General features: G+C 45.1%; 25 protein-coding genes. 15 read left to right on the top strand and 10 right to left on the bottom strand.

Annotated features, from left to right (window positions below):
- Positions 1–4: 4 nt before the first annotated feature.
- From glgA to topA, 3 genes are all read right to left on the bottom strand, one after another.
- Positions 5–1,468, bottom strand: a complete 1,464-nt coding sequence (gene glgA, locus DPF93_RS06160; protein WP_114765335.1) for a glycogen synthase GlgA — start codon at positions 1,466–1,468, stop codon at positions 5–7.
- A complete protein-coding gene (gene glgC, locus DPF93_RS06155) occupies positions 1,458–2,675 on the bottom strand; it encodes a glucose-1-phosphate adenylyltransferase (RefSeq protein ID WP_114765334.1) in 1,218 nt (405 codons plus the stop codon). Before glgC ends, glgA begins: the two co-directional genes overlap by 11 nt.
- 461 nt (positions 2,676–3,136) lie before the next feature.
- Positions 3,137–5,758 carry a type I DNA topoisomerase gene (gene topA, locus DPF93_RS06150; RefSeq protein WP_114765333.1) on the bottom strand — a complete coding sequence of 874 codons (2,622 nt, stop codon included), beginning with the start codon at positions 5,756–5,758 and terminating at the stop codon, positions 3,137–3,139.
- Between the two features lie 454 nt (positions 5,759–6,212).
- Between topA and DPF93_RS06145 the strand changes: the two genes are divergently transcribed.
- A complete protein-coding gene (locus tag DPF93_RS06145; protein WP_114765332.1) occupies positions 6,213–6,461 on the top strand; it encodes a YciN family protein in 249 nt (82 codons plus the stop codon).
- Between the two features lie 348 nt (positions 6,462–6,809).
- Here DPF93_RS06145 and aroA read toward each other — a convergent pair whose 3' ends face one another.
- Positions 6,810–8,093 (bottom strand): 3-phosphoshikimate 1-carboxyvinyltransferase, encoded by a 1,284-nt coding sequence (gene aroA, locus DPF93_RS06140; protein WP_114765331.1) that lies wholly within the window; start codon positions 8,091–8,093, stop codon positions 6,810–6,812.
- Positions 8,094–8,250: 157 nt separating this feature from the next.
- Positions 8,251–8,709, bottom strand: a complete 459-nt coding sequence (locus tag DPF93_RS06135; RefSeq protein ID WP_114765330.1) for an outer membrane lipoprotein — start codon at positions 8,707–8,709, stop codon at positions 8,251–8,253.
- 16 nt (positions 8,710–8,725) lie between these two features.
- Here DPF93_RS06135 and aat point away from each other — a divergent pair, with 16 nt between their 5' ends.
- From aat to infA, 3 genes are all read left to right on the top strand, one after another.
- Positions 8,726–9,448: a leucyl/phenylalanyl-tRNA--protein transferase gene (gene aat / locus DPF93_RS06130; RefSeq protein WP_114765329.1), complete on the top strand. Its 723-nt coding sequence runs from the start codon at positions 8,726–8,728 to the stop codon at positions 9,446–9,448.
- Entirely contained in the window at positions 9,445–10,143 is a 699-nt protein-coding gene (locus DPF93_RS06125) for an arginyltransferase (protein ID WP_114765328.1), read from the top strand. The genes aat and DPF93_RS06125 overlap by 4 nt, the downstream gene beginning before the upstream one ends.
- A gap of 81 nt (positions 10,144–10,224) precedes the next feature.
- Complete coding sequence (infA, locus tag DPF93_RS06120) at positions 10,225–10,443, top strand: translation initiation factor IF-1 (protein ID WP_001040192.1); 219 nt, start codon at positions 10,225–10,227, stop codon at positions 10,441–10,443.
- 79 nt (positions 10,444–10,522) lie between these two features.
- On the opposite strand, the gene DPF93_RS06115 is transcribed toward infA, so the two are convergent.
- On the bottom strand, positions 10,523–11,101 hold the full coding sequence (locus tag DPF93_RS06115; protein ID WP_114765327.1) for a thymidine kinase: 579 nt from the start codon (positions 11,099–11,101) through the stop codon (positions 10,523–10,525).
- Positions 11,102–11,422: 321 nt separating this feature from the next.
- Complete coding sequence (cysS, locus tag DPF93_RS06110) at positions 11,423–12,805, bottom strand: cysteine--tRNA ligase (RefSeq protein WP_114765326.1); 1,383 nt, start codon at positions 12,803–12,805, stop codon at positions 11,423–11,425.
- Positions 12,806–13,008: 203 nt separating this feature from the next.
- Between cysS and DPF93_RS06105 the strand changes: the two genes are divergently transcribed.
- The 4 genes from DPF93_RS06105 to DPF93_RS06090 all read left to right on the top strand — a co-directional run bounded on the left by DPF93_RS06105 (position 13,009) and on the right by DPF93_RS06090 (position 16,200).
- Entirely contained in the window at positions 13,009–13,503 is a 495-nt protein-coding gene (locus DPF93_RS06105) for a peptidylprolyl isomerase (protein WP_114765325.1), read from the top strand.
- A gap of 46 nt (positions 13,504–13,549) precedes the next feature.
- Positions 13,550–14,281, top strand: coding sequence for a UDP-2,3-diacylglucosamine diphosphatase (gene lpxH / locus DPF93_RS06100; protein WP_114765324.1), 732 nt, complete (start codon positions 13,550–13,552; stop codon positions 14,279–14,281).
- A gap of 79 nt (positions 14,282–14,360) precedes the next feature.
- Positions 14,361–15,578 carry an EAL and HDOD domain-containing protein gene (locus tag DPF93_RS06095; protein ID WP_114765323.1) on the top strand — a complete coding sequence of 406 codons (1,218 nt, stop codon included), beginning with the start codon at positions 14,361–14,363 and terminating at the stop codon, positions 15,576–15,578.
- 130 nt (positions 15,579–15,708) lie between these two features.
- On the top strand, positions 15,709–16,200 hold the full coding sequence (locus DPF93_RS06090) for a YchJ family protein (RefSeq protein WP_114765322.1): 492 nt from the start codon (positions 15,709–15,711) through the stop codon (positions 16,198–16,200).
- 83 nt (positions 16,201–16,283) lie between these two features.
- Here the strand turns inward: DPF93_RS06090 and DPF93_RS06085 are convergent, their stop codons facing one another.
- The gene (locus tag DPF93_RS06085; RefSeq protein ID WP_114765321.1) at positions 16,284–16,571 is read right to left on the bottom strand and encodes a YeaC family protein; all 288 of its coding nucleotides are present in this window, start codon (positions 16,569–16,571) and stop codon (positions 16,284–16,286) included.
- Between the two features lie 104 nt (positions 16,572–16,675).
- Between DPF93_RS06085 and DPF93_RS06080 the strand changes: the two genes are divergently transcribed.
- A complete protein-coding gene (locus DPF93_RS06080; RefSeq protein WP_114765320.1) occupies positions 16,676–17,491 on the top strand; it encodes a DUF2989 domain-containing protein in 816 nt (271 codons plus the stop codon).
- Between the two features lie 115 nt (positions 17,492–17,606).
- Here the strand turns inward: DPF93_RS06080 and msrB are convergent, their stop codons facing one another.
- Positions 17,607–18,026, bottom strand: a complete 420-nt coding sequence (gene msrB / locus DPF93_RS06075; protein WP_114765319.1) for a peptide-methionine (R)-S-oxide reductase MsrB — start codon at positions 18,024–18,026, stop codon at positions 17,607–17,609.
- A 336-nt stretch (positions 18,027–18,362) separates the two neighbouring features.
- Here msrB and gap point away from each other — a divergent pair, with 336 nt between their 5' ends.
- The 6 genes from gap to DPF93_RS06045 all read left to right on the top strand — a co-directional run bounded on the left by gap (position 18,363) and on the right by DPF93_RS06045 (position 24,894).
- Positions 18,363–19,358 carry a type I glyceraldehyde-3-phosphate dehydrogenase gene (gene gap, locus DPF93_RS06070; RefSeq protein ID WP_114765318.1) on the top strand — a complete coding sequence of 332 codons (996 nt, stop codon included), beginning with the start codon at positions 18,363–18,365 and terminating at the stop codon, positions 19,356–19,358.
- 147 nt (positions 19,359–19,505) lie between these two features.
- The gene (locus DPF93_RS06065; protein WP_114765317.1) at positions 19,506–20,387 is read left to right on the top strand and encodes a D-hexose-6-phosphate mutarotase; all 882 of its coding nucleotides are present in this window, start codon (positions 19,506–19,508) and stop codon (positions 20,385–20,387) included.
- Positions 20,388–20,514: 127 nt separating this feature from the next.
- Positions 20,515–21,333: a 23S rRNA (guanine(745)-N(1))-methyltransferase gene (gene rlmA / locus DPF93_RS06060; RefSeq protein ID WP_114765316.1), complete on the top strand. Its 819-nt coding sequence runs from the start codon at positions 20,515–20,517 to the stop codon at positions 21,331–21,333.
- 88 nt (positions 21,334–21,421) lie between these two features.
- On the top strand, positions 21,422–22,366 hold the full coding sequence (locus DPF93_RS06055) for a ChaN family lipoprotein (RefSeq protein WP_114765315.1): 945 nt from the start codon (positions 21,422–21,424) through the stop codon (positions 22,364–22,366).
- 166 nt (positions 22,367–22,532) lie between these two features.
- Entirely contained in the window at positions 22,533–22,889 is a 357-nt protein-coding gene (locus DPF93_RS06050; RefSeq protein ID WP_114765314.1) for a hypothetical protein, read from the top strand.
- 124 nt (positions 22,890–23,013) lie between these two features.
- Positions 23,014–24,894, top strand: coding sequence for a BCCT family transporter (locus DPF93_RS06045; RefSeq protein ID WP_114765422.1), 1,881 nt, complete (start codon positions 23,014–23,016; stop codon positions 24,892–24,894).
- 214 nt (positions 24,895–25,108) lie between these two features.
- On the opposite strand, the gene DPF93_RS06040 is transcribed toward DPF93_RS06045, so the two are convergent.
- The gene (locus DPF93_RS06040) at positions 25,109–26,785 is read right to left on the bottom strand and encodes a mechanosensitive ion channel domain-containing protein (RefSeq protein WP_114765313.1); all 1,677 of its coding nucleotides are present in this window, start codon (positions 26,783–26,785) and stop codon (positions 25,109–25,111) included.
- Positions 26,786–26,967 lie beyond the last annotated feature (182 nt).

The following is a 26,967-nucleotide window of genomic DNA, read 5'->3' as shown; positions in this document are numbered from 1 at the left end:
GGGATTAAGTTTCATGTAGCGCGCTGCGATACAGGGCTAAATACTGTTGAGCCGCTTGACGCCAACAGAACTGCTTTTGCATCGCAAACAACTGTACCTGAACCATCTCTTCCCGCTGCTGCAGGTAAAACAGCAAAGCGCGCTGCATCACACTCAAAAGCTCAATCGGCTCTGGGTGGACAAAAGCAAAACCCGTTGCGTTTTCTGGATCTTGGTCATAATCGACCACACTATCTTTTAACCCGCCCACCGCACGTACAATCGGCAAAGTGCCATAAGCCATGCTGTATATCTGGTTAAGACCGCAAGGTTCAAACTCAGACGGCATAAGGAAGAAATCTGCTCCCGCTTCAACAAAGTGAGCCAACTCGTTGCTGTACGCTTCAACAAACGCAAACTTATCGCTATGACGAGCAGCAATCTCAGCCAATTGAGTGGCAAGAATTGGGTCGCCTGTTCCAACAATCACCAATTGCGCATCAAGTTGTAAGAAACGCTCAAGAATAGGTAGAAGGTAGTGAACCCCCTTCTGATTGGTCAAACGACACACCATGCCATAGACCGCCACCTCTTTCTCAGGCAAGTTGACTCGTTGCTGCAACGCTTGCTTACACGCCTTCTTACCTGCCAACATACTGGTCGCATCGGCGGTGTAACTCACTGGCAGAAACACATCATTGGCTGGGTTCCAATCGCTGTAATCACAACCATTGAGAATGCCAACTAAATCATGTTCACGCGCGCGAAACTCCTTTGCCATACCATGGCTGCCGAGCTCCGTTTTTAACTCTTCAGCATAAGTCGGGCTAACAGCATTGATCTTATCGGCTGTCATCACTCCTGCTTTGAGCATGGTGATATGAGTTGGGCTAACCGCAGCATCAGGTGCGTAATGCCCCTGCATCTCGGCTAAGTTAGGCAGCTCTCCATAACTGAATACGCCTTTGAACACCGCATTGTGAATTGATATCACGCTGCGAGTCTGAGCAAAGAACGGAAATTCGGCATAACGATGTTTGAGCAGATAAGGGACAAAGCCAGTGTGCCAATCATTGGCGTGAATAATGTTTGGTTGAAATTGCAGTTTAGGCAGCATATCCAAACAAGCCGCGCTAAAAAACGCAAAGCGTTCACCGTTGTCAGCGTATGCTTGATTGTATTCCGAATACATTTCATCGCGGGCAAAGTACTGATCGCACTCTATCGCATATACGCTTACATCGCCCACTTTGAGTTCGCGGACTTGATAAGGCGTATGTGGCCAGTGCTCGAGTTTGGTTTGCAACGCTACGGGCGCCTCTTGCAAGGCTTGAATTTTACGGTAGCCCGGCAGAGCAATTCGCACATCATGTTCTAGTGAGTGTAAAGCTTGTGGAAGGGCTTTAGCCACATCGGCCAGCCCCCCGCTTTTGATCAAACCTTCAACTTCCGATGCAACGAAAAGGATAGATAAGTGATCAGTAGCCAACGCGAGCTCCTTTAGGAATCACAACAATGCCCTCTTCCGACACATGGAAGTTTTTGCGGTCTTCTTTCAGGTTAACACCAATTTGCGTGCCCGGAGCAATGTCGACATCTTTATCAATGATCACGCGGCGCAATACGCAACCTTCACCAATCTTAACGTCACCGAGCAAAATACTTTCACTAATATCACACGCTGATGCGATATTGCTGCGAAAGCCCAATACCGATTTTTCAATCCGTGACCCGCGAACTAAACTGCCGTTACATACTAGGCTATCAATGATCTGTACACGCCCGTTGTCTGAGTCGGTAAAGGTTGCAGGCGGTAATGGTGGATAGTAAGTATGCAGAGGCCACTTACGGTTATAGAGAGAAAACGGTGCATCTTTCTTCAAAAGATCCATGTGCGCTTCCCAGTACGCGCAAATCGTACCGACATCGCGCCAATAAACTTCTTCTTTCTCACCAGTAATGCGATTACGACTGAAGTCATACACAAATACATCCCCACGCGGGAACATCTTTGGAATGATATCTTTACCAAAGTCATGAGAAGAATCAGGGTTGTCGGCATCTTCGATCAGCTCAGCAAACAAAGTTGGAGCTTCGAAAACATAGTTACCCATCGACACTAATGCGTGCTCAGGATCACCAGGAATTGCCTTTGGATTCGCTGGTTTTTCTTCAAAACCAACCATACGACCTTCCGTGTCGACTTCAATAACGCCAAACTGTGACGCTTGAGACAACGGCATACGCAGCGCAGAAACCGTAAGAGCTGCTTCTTTCTCTTTATGGAAATCAAGCATTTGTTTGATATCCATTTTGTAAATATGGTCTGAACCAAAAATGCAAACTTGATCTGGCTCTGCCAACTCCATAAAACGTAAGTTTTGATAGATTGCGTCAGCGGTCCCCTCATACCAACGCTTGCCTGTTCTCATTTGAGCTGGGATCGGATCGATAAAACGATCTGTAATACCATTGATGTTCCAACCTTTTTTTAGGTGATGGAACAAAGATTGTGATTTGAACTGCGTCAACACGTAAATTCGCATCAAATCCGCGTTAACAAAGTTGTTAAGTGCGAAATCAATTAGGCGATAACTTCCCCCAAATGGAACCGAAGGTTTACTACGAGACTCAGTAAGCGGACGCAGTCTCGAGCCCTCTCCACCAGCAAGGATCATACCTAAAACACCAGCCATTCATTATTCTCCATATTATTTTTTATCAATCGGTGCCAATTGCTGACACCTTAATCCCTAGATAGGCATTACCTAATACTCGAAAGTATCGGTATAGCGGTCGGCGTTATTATTTGGATTGACTCCATTATTATGTGCATGCCGTTGGTTATAAATTATCGTATCCAACAGAGATTACAATTTGAAATACCCTATTGTGTCGAATCCTCACAGGTTACTTAGTCATCACCTGATCTAGCTCACACTAACACCCAATCAAGACACAATTCGGTAACAGTCACAAAACAGACATATGACTTCTCGTCATCATGGTGACACTCAGAGTAACGCAAGCAAATGTCACTTTTGTGACTTCGCAACAGCCCAAACTAAGTGCTGGTCATTGCCAAGCCATCTGGTAAACGATAGGCATAAAAAAAGCAGCGATATTTCGCTGCTTCTTATCTAATCATTGACCAAGGTTATTTGTTCTTACGCTTGTCAGTCACTTCCCATTTACCATCAATGTAAAGAGCAGTGTAACCTGAAGGCTTGCCATCAATCTCTGAACGAACATAGTTCTCTTTCGATTTACGGCTAAAACGCACAACCATTGGTAGACCATCTGGGTCTTTCTCTGGTGCTTCGGCTAAGTAATGGAACTTAGCTGAAATACGATCTTTAAAGCGTTTTAACTCTTCCACTAATGGCGCACGAGTTTCGCGCGATTTAGGGAAAGTGCTTGCCGCAAGGAACAGACCTGACGCGCCATCACGCAATACAAAGTACGCATCTGAGTTTTCACAAGGCAACTCAGGGAAATGCACTGGATCTTCTTTTGGTGGCGCAACTTCGCCATTCTTTAAGATCTTACGGGTGTTTTTACATGTTTCGCTGGTGCAATCCATGTACTTACCAAAACGACCGTTTTTCAGCACCATGTCGCTGCCACACTTGTCACACTCAACAACTGGACCGTCATAGCCTTTAACTTTGTATTCGCCAAACTCAACCACGTAACCTTCACAATTCGGGTTATTACCACATACGTGTAGTTTGCGTTTGTCGTCGATTAAATACGCGTCCATTGCTGTTTCACAAATAGGACAACGCTTCTTCGCGCGCAGTGCTGCGGTTTCAACGTCTTCTTCTAGAACGTTGATGATACCTTCTTCATCGCCAAGGTTGATGGTTGTCTTGCAACGCTCTTTCGGTGGCAATGCATAGCCAGAACAGCCCAGGAATACGCCTGTTGAAGCAGTGCGAATACCCATAGGACGTGAACATGTCGGACATTCAATATCAGTGTACACGATGTGGTTTGGCTTCATACCACCGTGATCTTCTTCTTGTTCGGCTTTCTCAAGATCACCTGAGAAGTCGTTAAAGAAGTTGTCTAGCACTGATTTCCAGTTCGCGTCACCTTCAGCGATTTGGTCAAGCTTCTCTTCCATGCGTGAAGTGAACTCATAGTTCATTAGCTCATGGAAGCTACCGTCAAGACGGTCAGTAACAATCTCACCCATCTTCTCTGCATAGAAACGACGCTGCTCAACTTTTACATAACCACGATCTTGGATAGTAGAGATGATTGATGCGTAAGTCGATGGACGACCGATACCACGCTTTTCAAGCTCTTTAACCAATGCCGCTTCAGTAAAGCGTGCAGGCGGTTTAGTGAAGTGCTGCTTAGGATCGAGCTCAACAAGATCAATCTTATCGCCAACTTGTACCGCTGGCAGAATTTGGTCTTCGTTTTTACCTAGAGGACGTTGAACGCGAGTCCAACCATCAAACTTCAAGATACGACCTTTCGCTTTTAGCGTGTACTCAGCCGCTTTTACGCTCACTGTGGTTGAGTCGTATTGCGCTGGCGTCATTTGACAAGCAACAAACTGATTCCAAATAAGGGCATATAGTTTGTGCGCGTCTGCTTCCATACCTTGTAGGTCTTCCGCTTTAACAGTCACATCAGAAGGACGAATCGCTTCGTGCGCTTCTTGAGCGCCCTCTTTGCTACCGTAAACATTCGCTTTCGCTGGCAAATAGGCATCACCGAACTCACTACCAATATAGCCACGTAGTGCTTCTACAGCCTCCGCACTTAGGTTAGTCGAGTCAGTACGCATATAGGTGATGTAACCCGCTTCATACAGGCGCTGAGCGAGCATCATGGTCTTTTTAACGCCGTAGCCTAAGCGAGTACTTGCCGCTTGCTGCAACGTTGAAGTAATGAACGGCGCTGACGGTTTGCTTGACGTTGGACGGTCTTCACGTTTACAAACTTCGTAGGCTGCTTTTTCAAGCACGGCTACTGCCGCTTGAGTTTCAGCTTCATTAACCGGTTTAAAGGCTACGCCATCTTTTTGTGATACTTGCAGACGAAAATCTGTTTTATCTTGTGTCTTAGTATCAGCGTGAATATCCCAAAACTCTTCTGGAATAAACGCTTTAATTTCGCGCTCACGCTCAACCAATAGCTTTACCGCTACCGATTGTACGCGACCTGCAGACAATCCACGCGCCACTTTTTTCCATAGTAGTGGAGACACCATAAAGCCCACTACACGGTCCATGAAACGACGTGCTTGCTGCGCATTAACGCCATCCATGCTTAACTCGCCAGGCGCCTGGAAAGCTTGTTGGATCGCGTTCTTAGTAATTTCGTTGAACACTACGCGTTTGTATCGCTCTTCATCGCCACCGATGATCTCACGAAGGTGCCAAGCGATGGCTTCTCCCTCGCGGTCCAAATCGGTTGCGAGATAAACGCAATCTGCGTCTTTCGCCAACTTTTGCAGTTCGGCAACCACTTTCTCTTTACCCGGAAGAACTTGGTAGTTTGCTTCCCAGCCATTGTAAGGGTCGATGCCCATCTTTTTGATCAGCGATTTGCGATCTTTTTCTTTTTTGATGCGCGCTTTATCTTCGGCACTTAAGCCTTTGGTAGATACAGCTGCCGCTTTTTGGCCGGTACTTTGACCCGCTGTCGGTAGATCACGCACGTGACCCACACTAGACTTTACGATGAAGTCCTTACCGAGATATTTATTGATGGTCTTCGCTTTGGCTGGCGACTCCACAATAACGAGTGACTTACCCATAACTGACTCTAGTGTCCTTAATGATTGATGCGAATTTATCGCACAACATACTTAAAACATTGCTTCTTTTTTTACTATTGAGCGAGATTGCTAGAAGATCAATATCTTTTTTGAAATTCAATTTTGACTGCTCGACAAATCATCGATCTTAGTGCTTTCACTGGCAGTTCGTTTGTCTACCAAGCTTAGACTCTATCGGGCGATGGCTCTAACACTCAATCTTAAAAGAGCAAAGCCATGCATGAAGTGCCACATACTAAACGCGCCAATATCAAATCCGCCAATGGATTAAACAGATTTATGTAGCCCGTCACAAAACAATTTCTCTCTTTTATTACAAAAGGATACCAATATAGAAGACAAATAAATTTCTGTAAGCCATTGGCATTTTTATTTTCTTCGCTTTAAAATCCGTGCCGATCTCGCCCAATAATCACAGCGTAAGGTATCTACCATGAGCGATAAAAAAGTAATTTCTACATTCGACCTACTACTGATCGCCAACCAAATTATCCAAGAGCATGACGATTACATTGAAGGCATGCGTGCAGATAGCGTACAAGAAAAAGAAGGGGTTTTGGTTTTCAGGGGTAACTACTTCCTTGATGAAAACGGGCTCCCGACGAGCAAAACGACCGAAGTTTTCAATATGTTCAAGTACCTAGCGCATCACCTTTCGAAAGAGTTTACGATCGAAAAATAATGAGCAGAGCTTCGCTCCGAGAGTCGAGACCGCAAAGCTAAGCTTTGCTTCGGGAATCGGGAACGTAAAGCAAAAGCTTTACTCCGAGATGCGAGAAAAACCAGATTCCCTACTCGCGCTAACGCGCTCTATGGAATGACAAAAACAACAAAGGCTGACACACTGTCAGCCTTTCTTTTCCATTTCAGAACTCATTGCTTTTGATCAGAACGTAAAGCAATTGCTTTACTCCCAGATGCGGGACCGCAGAGCATAGCTCTGCTTCGGGATGCGGAAAAATCAATCCGTCATCCGTAAGTAAAACCCCGTTTTACGTTCCGTCATCCACAGCCGAAAGGCGTTCCATCATTAAGCTACGCTTAATGATTCCAACTTCTCAAAATAATCTGGGAAGGTTTTTGAAGTACATTTCGGATCGTTGATCGTCACTGGTGTATCGCTTAGCGCCACTAGCGAGAAGCACATTGCCATGCGGTGATCATCATAAGTATCGATTGCTGCATGCTTAAGTTGCGCAGGAGGAGTTACGATAATGTAATCGTGCCCTTCTTCTACTTCTGCGCCTACTTTGCGTAGCTCTGTCGCCATTGCTGCTAGACGGTCGGTCTCTTTTACACGCCAGTTGTACACGTTGCGGATTGCCGTCGTACCTTGCGCAAACAATGCGGTAGTCGCAATTGTCATCGCCGCATCAGGGATGTGGTTAAAGTCTAAATCAACCGCTTTTAGCTGACCAACACGCGAGATAACGTAATCGTCACCCCATTCAATTTCTGCGCCCATTTTTTCAAGCGCATCAGCAAATTGAATATCACCTTGGATACTGTTTTTACCAATACCGGTAACTTTGATTTCGCCGCCTTTAATCGCCGCAGCCGCTAAGAAATAAGAAGCCGACGAGGCATCACCTTCAACTAAGAAATCACCTGGTGCGACATATTGTTGCCCCGCTTTAATGGCGAACTCTTGGTAATTACGATTTTCTACCTCAACACCAAACTGCGCCATAATATGCAGCGTGATATCGATATAAGGTTTTGAAACTAAATCACCGACAATTTTAATGGTGACATCATCTTGAGCCAGCGGTGCTGACATTAAAAATGCGGTTAAGAATTGGCTAGAAATCGAACCATCGATCTCGACTGTACCACCATTTAAACCACTGCCGATGATCTTAAGTGGCGGGAAATTTTCATTTTCAAGATACTCAATTTGCGCACCCGCTTGACGCAGCGCATCAACCAAGTGACCAATTGGGCGCTCTTTCATGCGCGGCTCACCAGTTAAGACAAATTCGCCTTCACCAAGGCAAAGCGCAGCCGCCAAAGGGCGCATTGCCGTACCGGCATTACCCAAAAATAGCTCTAGTGCTTGAGATGAATGGAACGCCCCACCTAAGCCTTCTACTTCGCACACTGTTTTATCAGCTGATAGCGTGTAGTTAACGCCTAACTTAGTTAGCGCATTAAGCATATGACGAATGTCGTCACTATCAAGAAGGTTGGTTAGACGTGTTGTGCCTTTCGCTAAAGCAGCTAACAGCAGCGCGCGGTTTGAGACACTTTTTGAACCCGGTAAGTTGACCTCACCATCGACTTTATTGATTGGTTGTAACGTAAGGCTTTCCATTAAAAACTACTATTCCTTGCTCGCACTCTTCCATAGGAGCGATGAAAAATTCTTCATCGCTTCAGACTATCGAAAAAGTGTGAGTAAAACCAGACCTAATCTGGTTTTAGCTCGAATTAGCCGATAGGCAAATTAAATAGCGTTTTTAAGGTTGTTATTAGTATTCTTTATCGACTCTAACCCCATCATTAAAGTAGAGAATACGAACACGATCACCGCGCTGGAAGATCATGTTGCTATCCACATCTTGAATCACATTAATCAACCGCTTGTCTTCGGTTTGGATCAATAATTCCACTAAGCGATACTCAACGCGATAACTCTGATTGGCTCGATTGCGCGCTACACTTGCGCCGGCAACAGCGCCAACGGCAGTCGCGACTTCACGCCCCGTACCACCACCAAACTGATTGCCGATCACGCCGCCGACAACCGCACCTAAAAAGGTTTCCCAGCCGTTACTTTCCGCTTTAACAATATCTTGCTGCGTCATGTAGCGCACTGAATCTACTTTGCCAAACACCACTTCATTAACTGGGCGCGCAACATTACGTTGGTATGCTGCATTGGCAAACAGTGGAAAAATCAATAATATCCATACCCACTTCTTCAACATAAACCTGACTCCTCTGATGGCGATATATCTGACAGAACTCGACAGTGAAAACTTAAGCTTCCCTTCCCCTTTTGAGGCGTTAGAAGATCCAAATGGTCTGCTTGCTTTTGGAGGTGATCTGTCAGTTGCACGTTTACTTACAGCTTACCACAATGGCATCTTTCCATGGTACGGACCTGGCGAGCCAATTTTATGGTGGAGCCCTTCTCCGCGAGCAGTGTTTGATCCTAAGACCTTCAAACCAGCGAGAAGTGTCAAAAAGTTTCAGCGCAAACATCAATATCGAGTGAGCATCAACCAAGCATTTGACCAAGTGATTGATCAATGTGCGGCGCTGCGTAGCGCAAAAGAAACTTGGCTAAGCCCAGAAATGCGCGCAGCCTACAAGCAGCTTCACGCTCTTGGACATAGTCATTCGGTGGAGGTGTGGAAAGAAGATGTGTTGATTGGCGGTCTGTATGGCATCTCGGTGGGGCAACTGTTTTGTGGTGAGTCAATGTTCAGTTTGCAAACTAACGCTTCAAAGATCGCCCTGTGGTATTTTTGCCATCACTTTGAACACCATGGCGGGCAGCTTATTGATTGCCAAGTACTTAATGATCACACACAATCATTAGGTGCGTTTGAATTGCCGCGCGAGGATTTTATTAAAAGCCTGCTATCATTAAGACAAGAAGCTGTTAATAAACAGTGCTTTCTACCGCAATGGCTTGCATCTCCAGTTGAGGAGCAAAAATGAGCTCGGACTTACAACACATCCGGATCGGACTGACAGATAACCACCCTTGTAGCTACCTCCCGGGTCGCCAAGAGCGGGTTGCAGTTGCGCTTGATCCTACCCTGCACAGCTCATCCAATTACGAGGTGCTGCTGGCTAATGGTTTTCGTCGCAGCGGCGATACCATCTACAAGCCTTTGTGCGAGCAATGCAACGCCTGCGAGCCGATTCGAGTTTCCGCTCAGCAATTTAAAGCCACACGCAGCCAAAAGCGTTTGTTAAGTAAAGGCAAAACAATTAGCTGGCAACTAAAAGAAGAATTAGATAGCGATTGGTTTACGCTCTACGCTCGCTATATTGAATCGCGCCATCAACATGGCTCTATGTACCCACCTAATAGGCAGAGCTTTGAGCAATTTACCCACTGCAACTGGCTCAACACGCAATACATGCATCTCTATGAAGATGAAAAGTTAATCGGCATTGCGGTGACCGATATTTTGTCTAACAGCATGAGTGCATTCTACACTTTCTTTGACCCCGACCATCCGTTATCGCTTGGTACACTGGGAGTATTGTTGCAACTCGAATACTGCCGTCAGCAAGGAAAACAGTGGCTCTATCTTGGCTATCAGATAGATGAATGTCCGGCGATGAATTACAAAGTCCGCTTTCATCCTCATCAAAGGCTAGTAAATCAGTCTTGGCGAGGGTAGAATACGCCCCAACTTTGCTTAATTCATTTTTATCAGCTGATCACACCTGATAAAAACGCCCATTTATTTAAAGAGGATTAGATGGCTAAAGAAGACGTTATTGAGATGCAAGGCACTGTCCTTGATACTCTTCCAAACACAATGTTCCGTGTTGAGCTTGAAAACGGTCACGTAGTTACTGCTCACATCTCTGGTAAAATGCGTAAGAACTACATCCGTATTCTTACTGGTGACAAAGTAACTGTAGAGATGACTCCATACGACCTATCAAAAGGTCGCATCGTCTTCCGTGCTCGTTAATCTCAGATTACCGAATACAACAAAAAACGGAGCCAAATGGCTCCGTTTTTTGTACCTGTGATTTGGCTAGCAACCTAGCCTATTTACCAAGCGCTTCTTTATAGTGCTGACGGCAGACCGAAACGTAGCGGTCATTGCCACCAATCGCAACTTGGTCACCCTCTTTAATTGCATTACCGTCTTTATCAGTGCGGATCACCATGTTCGCTTTGCGACCACAATGACAGATGGTTTTAAGTTCTACCAATTTATCCGCCCAAGACAGTAGGTATTTACTGCCTTCAAACAGCTCACCCAAAAAGTCTGTGCGTAAACCGTAACACAATACTGGAATATGCAGCTTATCGACCACTTCCGTTAATTGATAAACCTGCTCTTTCGACAGAAACTGACACTCATCAATTAGAATACAGTGGCGTTTTTCTTGTTCATTCAGTTCTGCAATCGCTTTAAACAGATCCGTCTCTGCTTGGAATAAGTGCGCTTCAGACTGTAAACCAATTCGAGAGCTCACTTTACCAACACCGTAACGATTATCTAATGCAGCGGTAAAGATCAGTGGATTCATACCACGCTCTTGATAGTTAAACGATGATTGTAGAAGCGTGGTAGATTTCCCAGCGTTCATCGCTGAGTAATAGAAGTACATCTGTGCCACAGAGAGATTCCCGTAAAAATTTAGAAAAAAGGGCTGACAACTCAGCCCTAAAAATTTGCTTTATCTATTCGCTGCTTGATGCTGCAAGCAACACCGCTAAGAAGGACCAACTACTTACTTTCATTAGTTTCATCTACAACATCAAGAAGGGCGTTTATACCAGTACCATTGACTGAGTGTTCATCAAATTTCGCAGTAAAAATCGCTTAGAACAAGGCATAGACCGCAGCGAGTTAGTGGTGCTAACTTCAAGGTCTATAACGCCGTTATCAGCGATTTTAACCAGAAAGAATGAACAATCAGTTGATTGTATTGGTATCTCTATTTGCGACGCCAGGTTGTACCTTCCGCACCATCTTCCAGCACAATACCCATTTCATTGAGCTTGTCGCGCGCCATATCAGCGTTCGCCCAGTCTTTTGCTGCGCGAGAATCGTTGCGTAGTTTAATTAGCGCTTCGATTTCTGCGACTTCATCGTCGCTGCCTGCGTCGCCTTTTAGGAACGCCTCTGGCTCTTGATGCAAAATACCAATCACGTCTGCTAGCTCACGCATTAGAGCACCTAGTGCGCTTGCTTGCTCAAGGTTTTCTGTCTTCAGACGGTTGATTTCGCGCGCCATATCAAACAGCACTGAGTAGGCTTCTGGCGTGTTGAAGTCATCGTTCATCGCTTCAGTAAAGCGAGTTAGGTACTCTTCGCCACCAGCAGGTGCAACAGTTAGATCCAGACCACGTAGAGATGTGTATAGACGCTCTAGTGATGCTCGCGCTTGGTTTAGGTTTTCTTCACTGTAGTTTAGCTGGCTACGGTAGTGACCAGACATCAGGAAGTAGCGAACCGTCTCTGCATCGTAGTGACCTAACACATCACGAATAGTAAAGAAGTTACCTAGAGACTTAGACATCTTCTCTTTATCAACCATTACCATGCCGCTGTGCATCCAAGTATTTACATACTGAGTGTCGTGCGCACAGCATGACTGAGCAATTTCGTTTTCATGGTGAGGGAACTGTAGATCTGAACCGCCACCATGAATATCAAAATGGTTACCTAGGATTGATGAGTTCATCGCTGAACATTCGATGTGCCAACCTGGACGACCAGCGCCCCATGGCGATTCCCATGTTGGCTCACCTGGTTTAGACATTTTCCACAGTACGAAATCTAACGGACTGCGTTTTGCTGTTTCAATATCAACACGTGCGCCTGCTTGTAGCTGCTCAAGATCTTGCTTAGACAGCTTGCCGTATTCGTCAAACTTACCAACTTCAAACATTACGTCACCGTTGTCAGCAACGTAGGCAAAGCCGCGCTCGATCAGCTTTTCAACTAGGTCAATGATCTCTTGAATAAACTGAGTTGCGCGTGGTTCAACGTCTGGGCGTTTCATGTTTAGTGCATCAAAGTCAGCGTGCATTTCACCGATCAGACGCTCTGTTAGTGAATCACACGTTTCACCATTCTCGTTCGCGCGCTTGATGATTTTGTCATCGATATCCGTGATGTTACGAACAAACGTCAAATCGTAACCTAGGTAACGTAGATAGCGAGATACCACATCAAAAGAGACGAAGGTACGACCATGACCAATATGACAGAGATCGTAAATGGTTACCCCACAGACGTACATGCCGACTTTGCCAGCATTGATTGGTTTGAATTCCTCTTTCTGTCTTGTGAGTGTGTTATATATTTTTAACATGATCTCTGTGCTTCATTTTGGCTGAAATAAAATAGTGTCTCAGTATATCAACAAGCGCCTGTTTAGGTAATCCCTCAAACGCTCAAAAAGCCATCATTAACACCTATACTCAAGTCTGATTCACTGCTTTTCGCGTATGAATGTCAGAAAAGTTAAGTTAGAATCTTACGCTCAAATCAAAAACATAGGTTAAGGATATAATCATGATCACCCTTCACACTAATTTTGGTGACATCAAAGTAAAACTAGATACTGAAAATGCACCAGAAACAAGCGCAAACTTTCTACAGTACTGCCGTGATGGTTTCTACGACAACACGCTATTCCACCGTGTTATCGATGGTTTCATGATTCAAGGTGGCGGTATGGAGTCTGGTCTTCGTGAAAAGGCGACTCGTGCACCAATCAAAAACGAAGCAAACAACGGTCTAAGCAACAAAGTGGGTACACTTGCTATGGCTCGTACTATGGAACCGCATTCAGCGAGCTCTCAGTTCTTCATCAACGTAAACAACAACACATTCCTAGACTTCCGTAGCGAAAGCCTAGATGGTTGGGGTTACTGTGTGTTTGCTGAAGTAGTTGAAGGCATGGACGTTGTTAACCAAATCAAAGGCGTGAGCACTGGTTCTTACGGCATGCACCAAGATGTACCACTAGAAGACGTGGTAATCACTGGTACGACTATCGAAGAATAATCGTCATGAAAGGGCGCGTTGCGCCCTTTTTTGTATAGTTAGCATTATGACCACACTATTTATTTCCGACCTACATTTGTCGCCAAATACCCCAGAGATCAACGCTTGCTTTGAACATTTTATGCGCACCGAAGCAATCCACGCCGATGCGCTTTACGTGCTTGGTGACCTGTTCGATTTTTGGATTGGTGACGACGATAACAGTGACTTTGCCGCTCAAATTCGCAACGAATTTAAGCAACTGACTGACGCCGGTGTCCCTTGCTTTTTCACCAAAGGCAATCGCGATTTTTTGGTTGGTAAACGCTTCGCCAAACAAACCGGAGTAAGCTTGTTAGGCGATGAAACCGTGATTAATCTCTACGGACGCAACGCTGTCATTTTGCACGGCGACACACTGTGCACCGAAGATGTTCAATACCTTGCTTTTCGCGCCAAGGTCAATCAGCCATGGCTGCAGTGGCTCTTCAATCGCCTACCAATGGCAATTAAAACGCCGATTGTACGCAAAATTCAATCGGATGCTCGCGACACGAAGAAAAGCAAATCACTGACCATTATGGATGTGACGCAAAGTGAAGTCGAAAAGGTGATGCTTGAGCATAAGGTGGACTTGATGATTCATGGTCATACTCACCGTCCTAATGTACATACTTTTTCAGTCGCAGACCAAGAAATGACCCGCATTGTACTAGGAGATTGGTACGAGCAAGGCTCAATTTTGTGCTTTGACGCGAATAATTTCAGTTTACAAGCACGCCCATTCCCTAGTGAATAACGGGAGTTTGAAGTAGTTCATAGCAAAACTTATCTCGCCCACTATCATCTCTCGTGATAAGCAAAGAGTTGATGTAGATTTGAAGTATTCCTATTTCGCACGCCAACCGATCATGGACGTGGATAAACAAACCATCGGTTATGAACTGCTGTTTCGCGACAGTCCACAAAATAGTTTTCCCGACATTGATGCCGATTTGGCAACCATTCGTTTATTGTCTGATCACATATTAACGACCAAACAAGACACCTTGGGTGATTTGATCGGTTTTATCAATTTCCCTTATCAAAGCTTAATTGACGACATCCCTAGCCTGTTTCCACCCAGTAAAATGGTGATTGAGATCCTTGAAGATTGCCCACCAACCACCGAGCTACTTAATGTGGTTAAAGACTTAAAGCAGCGAGGCTACACGCTCGCCCTTGATGACTTTGTACCAAGCAGCGATTGGCAGGCATTTCTACCTTATATCGACATCATCAAGTTTGATATTCGCAGTGTTCCTATTGAACAAGCACGTAGTTTTATTCTGCGCATGAGCGGCTCGAAAATGCAGTTTCTGGCAGAAAAAGTTGAAACCATGCAAGAGTTCGAACTTGCCAAACAAGCAGGGTTTGATTTATTTCAAGGCTACTTTTTTAGTAAGCCAGAAATCATTCAGAAAAAAGCACTAGACCCTTCAATGCTGACGGTTATTCAACTCTTAACCGAAGTCTCCAAACCCGAACTTAATTTCCAACAGCTTGAAAAACTCATTTCACGCGATGTGACGCTGTCATATAAGCTCCTCACCTATGTCAACTCATCGCCTTCGGTAAACAGCAAGATCCTTTCGTTTCATCAAGCGTTAGTCTATTTGGGTGAAGACCGTTTACGCAAATTTGTCTCTTTGGTAGCACTGGCTGCCAATGACGATAGCAAGCCTGATTACTTGTACACGCTGTCAATTCAACGAGCAAAATTCTGCCAGCTATTGGCAGGAAAAATCAGCGCTCAAGTTTCATCAAGCCACGCCTTTTTAACTGGGATGTTTTCGCTCCTTGATTGCTTGCTTGATCGCCCGCTTGAGCAACTCGTTAAAGAGATGCCTATCGATCAGGTGATTCAACTGGCGCTGCTAGAAAAGCGCGGCGCGTTAGGTGGGTTATTGGTGTTGGCAAAAGCACTGGAACGTGCGCAGTGGGCACATGTGGAAAAAGTCGGCAACAAGTTAAAACTATCACAAGACGACATCTTTGCTGCCTATGACCAAGCCATGGTTTGGACAGCAGAGCTATTAGATGTTCATACTCACTAACGACCACCCGTGCTAGCTAAAATAGTCAAAGTGCTCGCTTGAACGAGAATGACCTGGCTATAAGGGCTTTACTGCAAGGGGTTGGCTCAATACACTTACCACAATTTCTGTTTTAGTGAGCTTAAACACCATGAGCCAGTGCCCTTGCGGAAGCGCTTCCGCTTATCATGACTGCTGTCAACCGATTCACCATGACCACGCAAATGCTATAACGCCCGAGCAACTGATGCGTGCTCGCTATAGCGCTCATGTGCTTGGCTTAGTTGACTTTGTAGTGGCAACTTACCACCCAAGTTGCGATGCCGAACAGCAAAGAGAAGAAATAGCAGACTCAGTCAATAGCGATTGGAGTCATCTAGAAGTGACCGAAAGTGACTACAGCCCCGACAATGATGAGGGTTTCGTCACTTTCAAAGCGTATTTCAATGAAGAGCAAAAGCAGTACTGCTTAGAAGAGCGCTCACGTTTTATACGCGAACAAGGACTTTGGTTTTACATTGATGGTGAGTTTCTTCCAGCGATAGATGAACGATTATCACAACCGGTACAAAGTCTCAAAATTGGTCGCAATGATCCTTGTATTTGCGGTAGCGGCAAAAAATTTAAGAAGTGCTGCGGATAATTAGACAAAAAAGGTAGATGTACAAGCATCTACCTTTTTATTATCTAGTAAAACAAAGTCGCTCCCGCTCATCGAGTAGGCAGCTACTCATTATGGTTAGGATTAACGCGCACAATATCGGCTTGCTGGGGTTGAAATTGCTTTTTCAATTCTGCTTTGGATTTAAAACTGACTTCACCGCCTTGAGCAACAGTCATATGTTGCGCCTCTGCGTTATGCTTTGATTGATATAGCATCACAGCTTGCATGCATGAGTCGCGTTGTTGTTGAGACAATTCAGTGCCTTCAGGCCATCTACCCGTTTCTACCGCGTAAAGAAGACGTTGGTAAGCTTCCGGGGTAATTGCATTGACGAGTTGCTCTACATCCATGATATATCCTTAGTATCACTTTTTTGAGCAAACATAACCGCCTCATAAGCTGAGTCAAGGAATGCTCTTAGAATAAGTGTAATTGATCACAAGCAGCGGGAAATATGAACAAACTACAACTAGCGACCCTCGTTGGTCTCAGTATTACTCTCACTGGCTGTTTTGAGAGCCGAAAAAACACCGAGCAACTCTGTGAGGCAAATGCAGCTCTGCGCTGCGATGCTCTTAACGTCAACGATGGTCAATGTCGAATCCCACGCACTGATTTAATTTGGCACCGTTTCGAAATATTGAAAAACCCTAGCGACCAAAACAGCATCAAAGAATATGGCATCATCGCCGAATATGAAAAGTGCTTAACGTTAGCCGCGCAGATTCAACCCTTGACGCAATCGGAGCGCAAGTCCAAACGCTTTACCACTGTAGTGCATCTTAAAGAAGAGCAGCAGCGCATCATTGCTGAGTTGCAAAATTCAACCTCTCCTCAGGCGCTCTACTTTCTTTGGAGCCAAGAAGGCGATACCGATGCTCAGCGCAGCTTTTTACAGCTAGAAGGTACACCCGCTCTTGAGTCGGCGGAAATGCAGTACGCTCTAGCCACGTTCTATACCAGTCGGGATGCAGATAAAACACTACGTTTACTCAATCGTTCTTTAGAGTTAAGCGATGGCAAAAACATCAATATTGATGCGATCAAATCGCTTGCCAGCCTAAACTTGCAGCAAAATAGACGTGAGCTTGCCTACATTTGGTCACAAATCGCGGCTGAATTTGAAGTACAAACTGCATCAAAAAATAATCACAGGCTGTTGTATGGCTTTACTGAAGACAAATATCAGCAACTTGATGATATCGCCAGTGACGTACACAACGCGCTTGAAGATGGCGTGTACCGCACCACTATGATTCCAGCTCTGTAACTCTATCTATAAAGACTTTCAAAATTGAAAGTCTTTATATTTATTACCATTTATCAATTTGCTAAGCCCGTCTACGACCTAAATGCAATGAAAGGATAAAACACAAAGCGGTGATTTAATCACCGCTTTTTTGTGGATTGTTGAAAATTAACGACACCGAATTAACGCAAAATCGTTCACCCGTTGTTGGCGGACCATCGGGAAAAACGTGACCTAAATGGCTATCACAAATCGCACAACGGATTTCTGTGCGCACCATTCCGTGACTTAGATCTTCTAAATAGCGGATCGCCTGTGAGTTAATTGGCGCATCAAAGCTTGGCCAGCCACATCCGGAGTCAAATTTGTTTGAGGATTGAAATAAATCAGCCTGACAGCAGGTACATTGATAGATGCCCGTCTCTCGATTGTGTAACAATTTGCCACTAAAAGGGGCTTCAGTGCCCTGCTGACGACAGACCCTAAATTCCTCTTCAGATAAGCGCTCACGCCAGTATTCATCGGACTTTACTAGTTTTTTTGGCGTATTCTCCATGGGCTTCTCCCTTATTTTTTTTCGTTATTCTTGTCTAAATTTTCGTTAAAAACTTGCGTCGAACAGGCTTTGTAGCACATACTTTCTCACCATGATAGAGTGGCAAATATTCGCTGGGTTCGATTTGCCCTCGCCCCTATTTTACGACAATAGTTGGGAATAAGATTTCAAATTCCGTGCAAAAGATAGCCATTTGCGACTAATTGTGAAAAAAAGCGTCGCTTTTTTTTGACTTTAAACAAGTTAAGACGGATTATCACTTGCAGATTGTTACTGGATTTTGTAATTTTACTACCAGTTATCTTTAATCAGAAATTAAGTTGTGGAGCAACTATAATGACTATCAAAGTAGGTATTAACGGTTTCGGCCGTATCGGTCGTTTCGTATTCCGTGCAGCGCAAGAGCGCAACGACATCGAAGTTGTAGGTATTAACGACCTTATCGACGTAGATTACATGGCATACATGCTGAAGTACGACTCAACTCACGGCCGTTTCAACGGTACTGTTGAAGTTGAAGGCGGTAACCTAATCGTTAACGGCAAAACTGTACGTGTAACTGCAGAGCGTAACCCAGAAGACCTAAAATGGGACGAAATCGGTGTTGACGTAGTAGCTGAAGCAACTGGTCTATTCCTAGACGACGCTACAGCTCGTAAACACATCACAGCTGGTGCTAAGAAAGTTGTTCTAACTGGTCCTTCAAAAGACGCGACTCCAATGTTCGTAATGGGTGTTAACCACACTTCTTACGCAGGTCAAGACATCGTTTCTAACGCTTCTTGTACTACTAACTGTCTAGCGCCTATCGCTAAAGTTCTTAACGACAAGTTCGGTATCGAATCTGGTCTTATGACTACAGTTCACGCAACTACAGCTACTCAAAAAACTGTAGACGGTCCTTCTGCTAAAGACTGGCGCGGTGGTCGTGGTGCTTCTCAGAACATCATCCCATCTTCAACTGGTGCTGCTAAAGCTGTAGGCGTTGTTCTTCCAGAACTAAACGGCAAACTAACTGGTATGGCTTTCCGCGTACCAACTGCTAACGTTTCTGTAGTTGACCTAACTGTTAACCTTAAGAACGGCGCATCTTACGAAGCAATCTGTGCAGCAATGAAAGAAGCTTCTGAAGGCGAACTAAAAGGCGTTCTAGGTTACACTGAAGATGCAGTAGTATCTCAAGACTTCATCGGTGAAGTTCAAACTTCAGTATTCGATGCTAAAGCTGGTATCGCTCTAACTGATAACTTCGTTAAAGTTGTATCTTGGTACGACAACGAAATCGGTTACTCAAACAAAGTTCTTGACCTAATCGCACACGTTTCTAAGTAATTATTACTGAAACAATGATTAGCGAGCTTATGTTTGAAACGTAAGACGATAAAAAAGGCGGCTCTCGAGTCGCCTTTTTAGTATCTGAAATTCGTGGTAAAGATAGATTTGCTATTCGTTCCACAAACAGATTTAAGGATTTGCTAGATGGATTTACTCTCTCTACCTACTATTGCCGTTCTCTCTGACAACGTCACTATCGTTGAGCAAGACCAAGTAAAAATTGTTCGTGTCATTCATGATAAAGCAACCGCTGGCATCGCTCTGTATGGTGGTCATGTCATTTCATACCAACCAGCGGGACAAGCTGATCTTATTTGGATGAGTGAAAAAGCCATTTTTGATGGTAAAGCTGCGCTACGTGGCGGTATTCCAGTCTGTTGGCCTTGGTTTGGTCGCATTGCCGCGCCAGCGCACGGTTTTGCTCGCACCTCTGAATGGGAATTGGTTGAGCATCGTGAAAATGATAACGGCGTTATCGTTGAACTTGCGCTATTTCCTACCGAAGAGATGCACGACATTTGGCCAAATATGTTTGATGCTCGCCTACTGGTGGAAGTCGGTGACGAGTTGAAAGTTACGCTGAAAGTGACCAACATTGACGATCACGAGTGGACTTTCTCAGGTGCACTACACACATACTTAAACGTCGGTGACATTCTACAAACCCGAACAACGGGTATGGGCGCAGAGTACATCGATAGCCTGCTTGAAAGCCAAGTATGCCAAGGCGGTGACACGCTAGTATTAACTGATACTATCGACCGCGTTTACACCCAACCTGAAGCGCAAATCAAAGTAGAAGATAAAGTACTAAACCGCACACTGACTATCGAAAACAGTGGTCATAACTCGGCAGTGCTTTGGAACCCTTGGTCACTAGGCGCGCAAGGTATGGCGGATATGGCTGATGATGGTTACCAAACCATGCTATGCGTGGAGTCAACCGTTCACGCACCATCAATTCAGCAAGGTATCACGTTACAACCTGACGAAAGCTACGAGCTAAGCACGATTATTTCAGCGTAACGCGGTTAAGCCAAGTTAATAAGCCTGTTTAAGAGTCAGCAAAATTGCTGACTCTTTTGTTATCCTCTTTTGCCTGCGGCGCTTTCTTGCTAGACTCTGCCGCCTAAATTCATCTGTTGAGCTTGCTATGTCTTATCAATGCCCTCTTTGCCATCAATCACTATCTTTTGCTGATCGTACCTATCGCTGTAGTAATAATCACAGTTTTGACCTTGCCAAAGAAGGCTACGTCAACTTAATGCCCGTTCAGCACAAGCGTTCGAAAGATCCAGGCGATAACAAAGAGATGATGCAAGCTCGTCGCCGCTTTTTAGAAAAAGACTATTACCAACCAATGAAGCTTGCAGTCGCGCAGCTGTGCGCAGACTATCTCAAAGGTAGCTCGCATCAATTGCTTGATATTGGTTGCGGCGAAGGCTACTACACCGATGAAGTTGCCAAGCAACTCAAGCTGCAAAGCGAAGAGGCTGAAGTGTTTGGTCTCGATATTTCTAAAGTTGCAATACGCTACGCCGCTAAACGCTACCCAAATTGTCTGTTCACTGTGGCTTCTAGCCACCGCCTACCTTTCTCGGATCAGAGCCTAGATGCCATTTTACGTATCTATGCGCCTTGTAAAGCCGAGGAACTCGCTCGCACACTGAAAACTGGCGGGATTGTCGTTACGGTCACACCAGCAGGCCGTCACCTTTATCAATTGCGTGAGCATATCTACCAAGATGTACGCCTGCACAGTGAAAGCGCTGAAGAACTTGCGGGTTTTACACTCGAGCATGAACAGAAGCTCAACTACGTTATGGAGCTTGCCCAAGGTGATGGTTTTAACTTATTGCAAATGACACCTTTTGCCTGGAAAGCCAGTGATGAACTGCGTGAGATGCTTAAAACGGCAAACAACTTTGCATGTGAAGCAGACTTTATGATCCGAGTTTATCGTAAAGCCTAAAGTCGTATTTATATTGCAACTTTACCGAGCCCTACTTAAGCTGTTAATTGTGTTCGACACTATTGCTTTAAGGGAACTAGGGCTCTCTATGATCAAAACCATACTCATCGGGCTCGCCGCGCTATATCTTGTAGGTTGCGGCAATCTTGCGCCTTCTACGCCCACCAATCAAACGCTGCAAAGCTTCTACGATTATCAGCTATACAGTGAAAACGGACAGCTCTATTCTCTCTCTCAGCTAGCAGAGCAAGTGCAAAATGCCGATGTAATTTTAGTTGGCGAATGGCACACCCACACGGGTATCCATCGCTTTCAAACAGACTTACTCGCCGAGCTTTTAGCTACGAATTCTGATATTGCTCTATCGATGGAGCAGTTTTCTCGCGATGCTCAGCCGATCGTAGATCAGTATCTTGCTGGTAAAATTGGTGAGCAGCCACTGATTACTCAAGCAAACGCTTGGCCAAATTATCCTAGCGATTACCGTCCACTAATCGAACTTGCCAAAGCCAACCAACTGGAGGTTATTGCCGCCAACGCGCCGCGCTCTATTGTGCGCTGTGTTGGCAGGCAAGGTACTGCATACCTTGATAAGTTATCAGCGGAAAAGCGCGCTTGGGTTGCAAGCGAAATAAACACCCAAGCTTCACCCTACAAAAGCAAATTTATGCAGTCGATGCATCACGGCGAACCGGAGCAGACAGAAAAACAGTTTGCCGCGCAAATGACATGGGATGAAACCATGGCCGAGAGCATCGTCCAATATCTTAGCAGTCATCCCAATCAGAAGGTGATGCATATTGCCGGTAAGTTTCACGTTGAGGATGGGCTTGGCACCAAAGCCAGTATTTTGCGCCGCAATCCGGCGTTGAAGGTATTAGTGATCACGCCAACCGAAAATCCAACTCGCGATGCTAGCGATCTGCAATTGCATGTCTTACCACCGCCAGAGCGATATATTCAGCAGGAGAATCGCATTAAAGCTTATCAAGCGATGTCACATCATCGCAGCGGTCTAGAATGCGAAATGTAGCTGGTGCTTAGCAAGCATCAGTCGCAGCTTACTGTTTTAATTTGCTGGAATTTTAATCTTGGCTAGATTTTTGCTAAGAAAAAACACATAAGTTCGACGAATATTTCTCACAAGTTTTTCACGCTTTGGTCGATACAGTGACTAAGGACGGTTAGAGGAGATATCTATGACACCAGTAGGAATGGAGCCAGCGAAGCTGACACCAACCCAGCAGGTCAAACCTCAAGCAAAATCAACTGAAGCGGCGACTAGTCCGGCTCCGTTAAAGGTTGAACAAAATAAAGTCACCCTTTCTGATGAAGGAAAGGCACTGCTTGCTGCATTACAAGAAATTGAAAAAGAAAGCGCTAAAGAAACGAAAGCAGAAAAAAGCGTTGGAGACAAAGTAGAGTCTTTTGCTCACGGTGCGCTTGGTATGGATCACCCTGATACAGTCAAAGAAGAAGAGGATGACTCTTATTCTGCAGGGCAATTTGTTTCCGCTGCGGCAACGATTGGCGGTTTACTATTAATGCTTGCCTGATCATTATTGATCAGGCAACGCCTTATAACGTTCTCTAATCTTCACGGTAAAATCTGCTGTTTGTCCCTCTGAGAGTCATATGAACATAATGGTCTAACACTAGACTTTATGGATGAAGCTTACCGTGAAAGACTCTTTTTCTTTAATCGACAAACCCACTTTCTTTGGTGCAATCGGCATGTTGTTGTCAGTGGTCCTTCCGCTGATGATTTTCCCTGAGCAAGGTGCTGAATGGATCGCAATCGCGAAAACCTTTATGACCGACAAGCTCGGTTTCCTCTACCTCGCTCTTGGTTTAGGCGCTTTCTTCTTTATGATTTATGTTGTGTTCAGCGACATGGGTCAAATCAAACTTGGCGACGCTAATGAGAAACCTGAGTTCTCGACTGTCTCTTGGGCAGCTATGCTGTTCTGTGGCGGTATCGGTGCCAGTATCCTTTATTGGGGCTGCATTGAATGGGCTTATTACTACCAATCGCCACCTTTCCAACTCGAGCCAGGCAGTGAAGAAGCGGTGCGCTGGGCGGCGACCTACGGCATATTCCACTGGGGACCAATTGCTTGGGCGATTTACCTGATCCCTGCCCTGCCAATTGCTTACTTTTACTATGTGCGTAAACAGCCAGTACTGAAAGTATCCAGTGCTCTGATGCCTGTACTAGGTGAAACTCGCAGTAAAGGAACGGCTGGTAAAATCGTTGATGTGTTATTTATCTTCGGTTTACTTGGCGGCGCAGCGACCAGTTTAGGCTTAGCTGCACCTTTGATTGGTGAAGGTCTCAACTACCTGTTTGGAATTCCAAAAAATACTTTTAGCCAAGTGATGGTGTTGCTGATCTGTACAGCCATCTTCGCATACTCTTCCTACGCGGGTTTAGAGAAAGGCATCAAGATCCTCAGTAACATCAACTTCTGGGGTGCAATGGGGCTGCTTGCTTTTATCCTCATAGCCGGACCAACCATCTTTATGCTAGAAACCGGTCTAGACTCGATTGGTCGCATGCTGTCTAACTTCTTTGTGATGGCAACCTGGGCTGAACCATTTGGTGGCTACGGTTCATTTGAAGATACCCATTTCCCACAAGACTGGACCATCTTCTATTGGGCATGGTGGCTGGTATTTGCACCAAGTATGGGTCTATTCGTGGCTCGTATTTCACGCGGTCGCACCATCAAACAAATGGTTTCTGGCTCGATTTTCTTTGGCTCGCTTGGCTGCTTCCTATTCTTTATGGTGCTGGGTAACTATGGCTTGTCACTACAACTCTCAGGCGAGTTGAATGTGGTGGGCATTTTGAATGCCGAAGGCGCAACTAAGGCCATCTTCTCAATGCTAGAAGCGCTACCGATGGGCACTTTAGTTATTGCCGTATTCACTGTGCTGTGCATTATTTTCACCGCGACAACCTTCGACTCGATTTCTTACATTTTGGCTTCGGTGGTACAAAACAATGTTACTGAAGAGCCGATGCGTTGGAACCGTATGTTCTGGGCATTTACCCTCTCCTTCTTGCCGACCGTACTGATGTTTATGGGCGGGCTGAGCACCCTACAAACCGCAGCGATTGTTGGCGGCTTACCGCTGCTTGGTATTTCAGTGATGTTGATGGTTTCAGCGGTGCGTGCCACATCACTCGACCTACGCCACCAAGAAGATTACGTCGAACCCACCATTAATATTGAAGAGCTACCAGATATCGATCCTTGGTCATCTGAGGGTATGGCTTTGGCTCGCTTTGAAAAAGCGCGCGATACAGCGCAGGAAGCGGCCGAAGCAGAGCGTTTGGCAATGGCAGAGTTAATGGCTGTTCGCAAGCAGATCCGAGCTTTTGCGCTTGAACACAGCCTAGATGAACACTTTAGCGATCACCACTTGCCACAAGAGCTGCAAGATGCACTTCAGCAAGCACAAGATAACGTAGCGAAAGCCAAAGAGTACAAGCTGCAAGCTTCAGAGCTCTCTCAACAAGCTCGTATGGACTTCAATAGTCTGATCCCGAGCTAAATAAGAATTGATACTTGGCGATTGCCATATCGCCAAGTTTCGATGTGGACTAATGGCTTTTGAGCCATTCTTCTCTTCTCCTTCCTAAAGTCAAAGCCCACTATGTGGGCTTTTTTTCGCTTAAGACAAATACAAAGCGGTGAGGCTTAGGGATATAAAAAAACGCCCCAGACTATTGCTGAGGCGCTTATATCAATTAGACAAAAACGGTTATTTAAGCATCTTGCTTACCAACCATGTGCAAATGTACATCTTGTTGTGGGAACGGAATTGAGATCCCTTCGCGGTCAAAGCGCAACTTAACTTCCTTAGTCACATCCCAATAGACATCCCAATAGTCATCGGTTTTAACCCAAGGGCGAACAATAAAATCTATCGATGAGGTGTTCAGTACATGAACCTTAATCATCGGCTCTGGTGCGCGCAAAACTGATGGATGTGAAGTGACAATATCCGTTAACACCGCTTCAGCTTTAAGCAAATCATCGCCATAGCCAATACCAAATACCATATCGACGCGGCGAATACGCTCATGCGTGACATTCTTGATCACATCGCCCCAAATCTTACTGTTCGGTACGATGATGATCTGGTTATCGAAGGTACGAATTGTGGTGTTAACCAAACTCATATGGCTTACCTTACCATCCACGCCACCCGCATAAACAAAATCACCAACATCAAACGGACGGTAAATCAACAGCATCATACCAGCAGCGAAATTTGACAAGGTATCTTGCAAAGCAAAACCGATAATCACACCGGCAATACCAAAACCGGTAAGGATTGGCGCTAGGTTTAAACCTATCTGCGATAGCCCCACCATAATACCGATAACCCAAACCGCCTTGCCTGACATCGAAACAAAGAAGTCTTGCATCAGTTGCGACATCTTGAGGTTTTTCGACGATACGGTTTTATTAACGATTTTACGCGCTACGTTTGCCAGCCCTTTAGCAATCAAAAGAATTAGGGCAAACACCATCAATTGGAACAGGTGCTGCGGCGCGTTATCAACCAGCCAATCAACGGCATTGCTCGACCAGTTAGTGATGATCGCCCAAATGACTTTGGTATTAAGAAGATCGTGGGTGATATTACCTGTCACCTCAAACGCCAGTCGTTTGTAGTCCGAGGTTTGCAGACCGAGATGATCACCAATAGTAATCAACTCACGTAGGCTCTTGGTCGCGATATCTAAGCGCTGCTTAATGATCAACTGGTTGAGTTGAATCGCTGCTTTCTCTGATTCTGGGCTGGTAGCCAGCTGGCTCGTAGTAAACTCATGTTGCTGATTAAGATACTCTATCGAGGCTGACAATAACCGCAGACGGGTATTGGTCGCGTCACGCAAGTTCTCTTCCAGCTTAACATCTGCTTTATCGAGATCTTTTAGCCAAGTGACATTTTGCCAACTGGCTTGGTACGTCGTATCTAAGTAATACTGCAGCTCACGATAATGGTTAATCAACGAGAGTTTATCTTCAGCCTTGGCATCATTGATCTGCTCATTAATGGCTTTGATTTTCTCGTCTAAGTAGCTTCTTGCCCCTTGAGAGTATTGGATCTGCTGCTTGATCTGTTTAAGCAATACAGGCTCTGAAATGCTCTTACTGTTAACCGCAATGGAGAGTTGGCTACGCAGGTCTTCATTCTTTTGGAACAATTGCAACTGAATGGCATCGCGCTCATCACCTGCAGCCGTTTTAAGGCTCTGGGTAAGATCAACAATATCTTGGTTAATCGAATCAATCGCCAGCTCGGCTTTTGATGGTTCAGCCACTTTTACATCAGCCGGCGACTGCTCAGAAGCTTGCTGGGCAAACCCTGTAATTGAAAAAAGACTTATCAACAAAGCAAGAAAGAAATTCCTGCTAGAAATGAATAACATATACACCTCACTTACCAAGCTAGTTGCAACAGTCTAGCCGCATCCTTTTAAATCCACATCAAATTGTGGTCAAAAGTAAGTGTAGTGTTAATAGCCATTGAGAACTGTGAAATTGTCAGGCAGAGCGTAAATTTATTCCTGCTAAATGAGACAAAAAAGGCTTACTAACGTAAGCCTTTTCA

The sequence above is a fragment of the Vibrio rhodolitus genome, from assembly GCF_003350325.1.
Classification (GTDB): Bacteria; Pseudomonadota; Gammaproteobacteria; order Enterobacterales; family Vibrionaceae; genus Vibrio; species Vibrio rhodolitus.
This window is presented reverse-complemented; position numbering and strand designations above follow the sequence as displayed.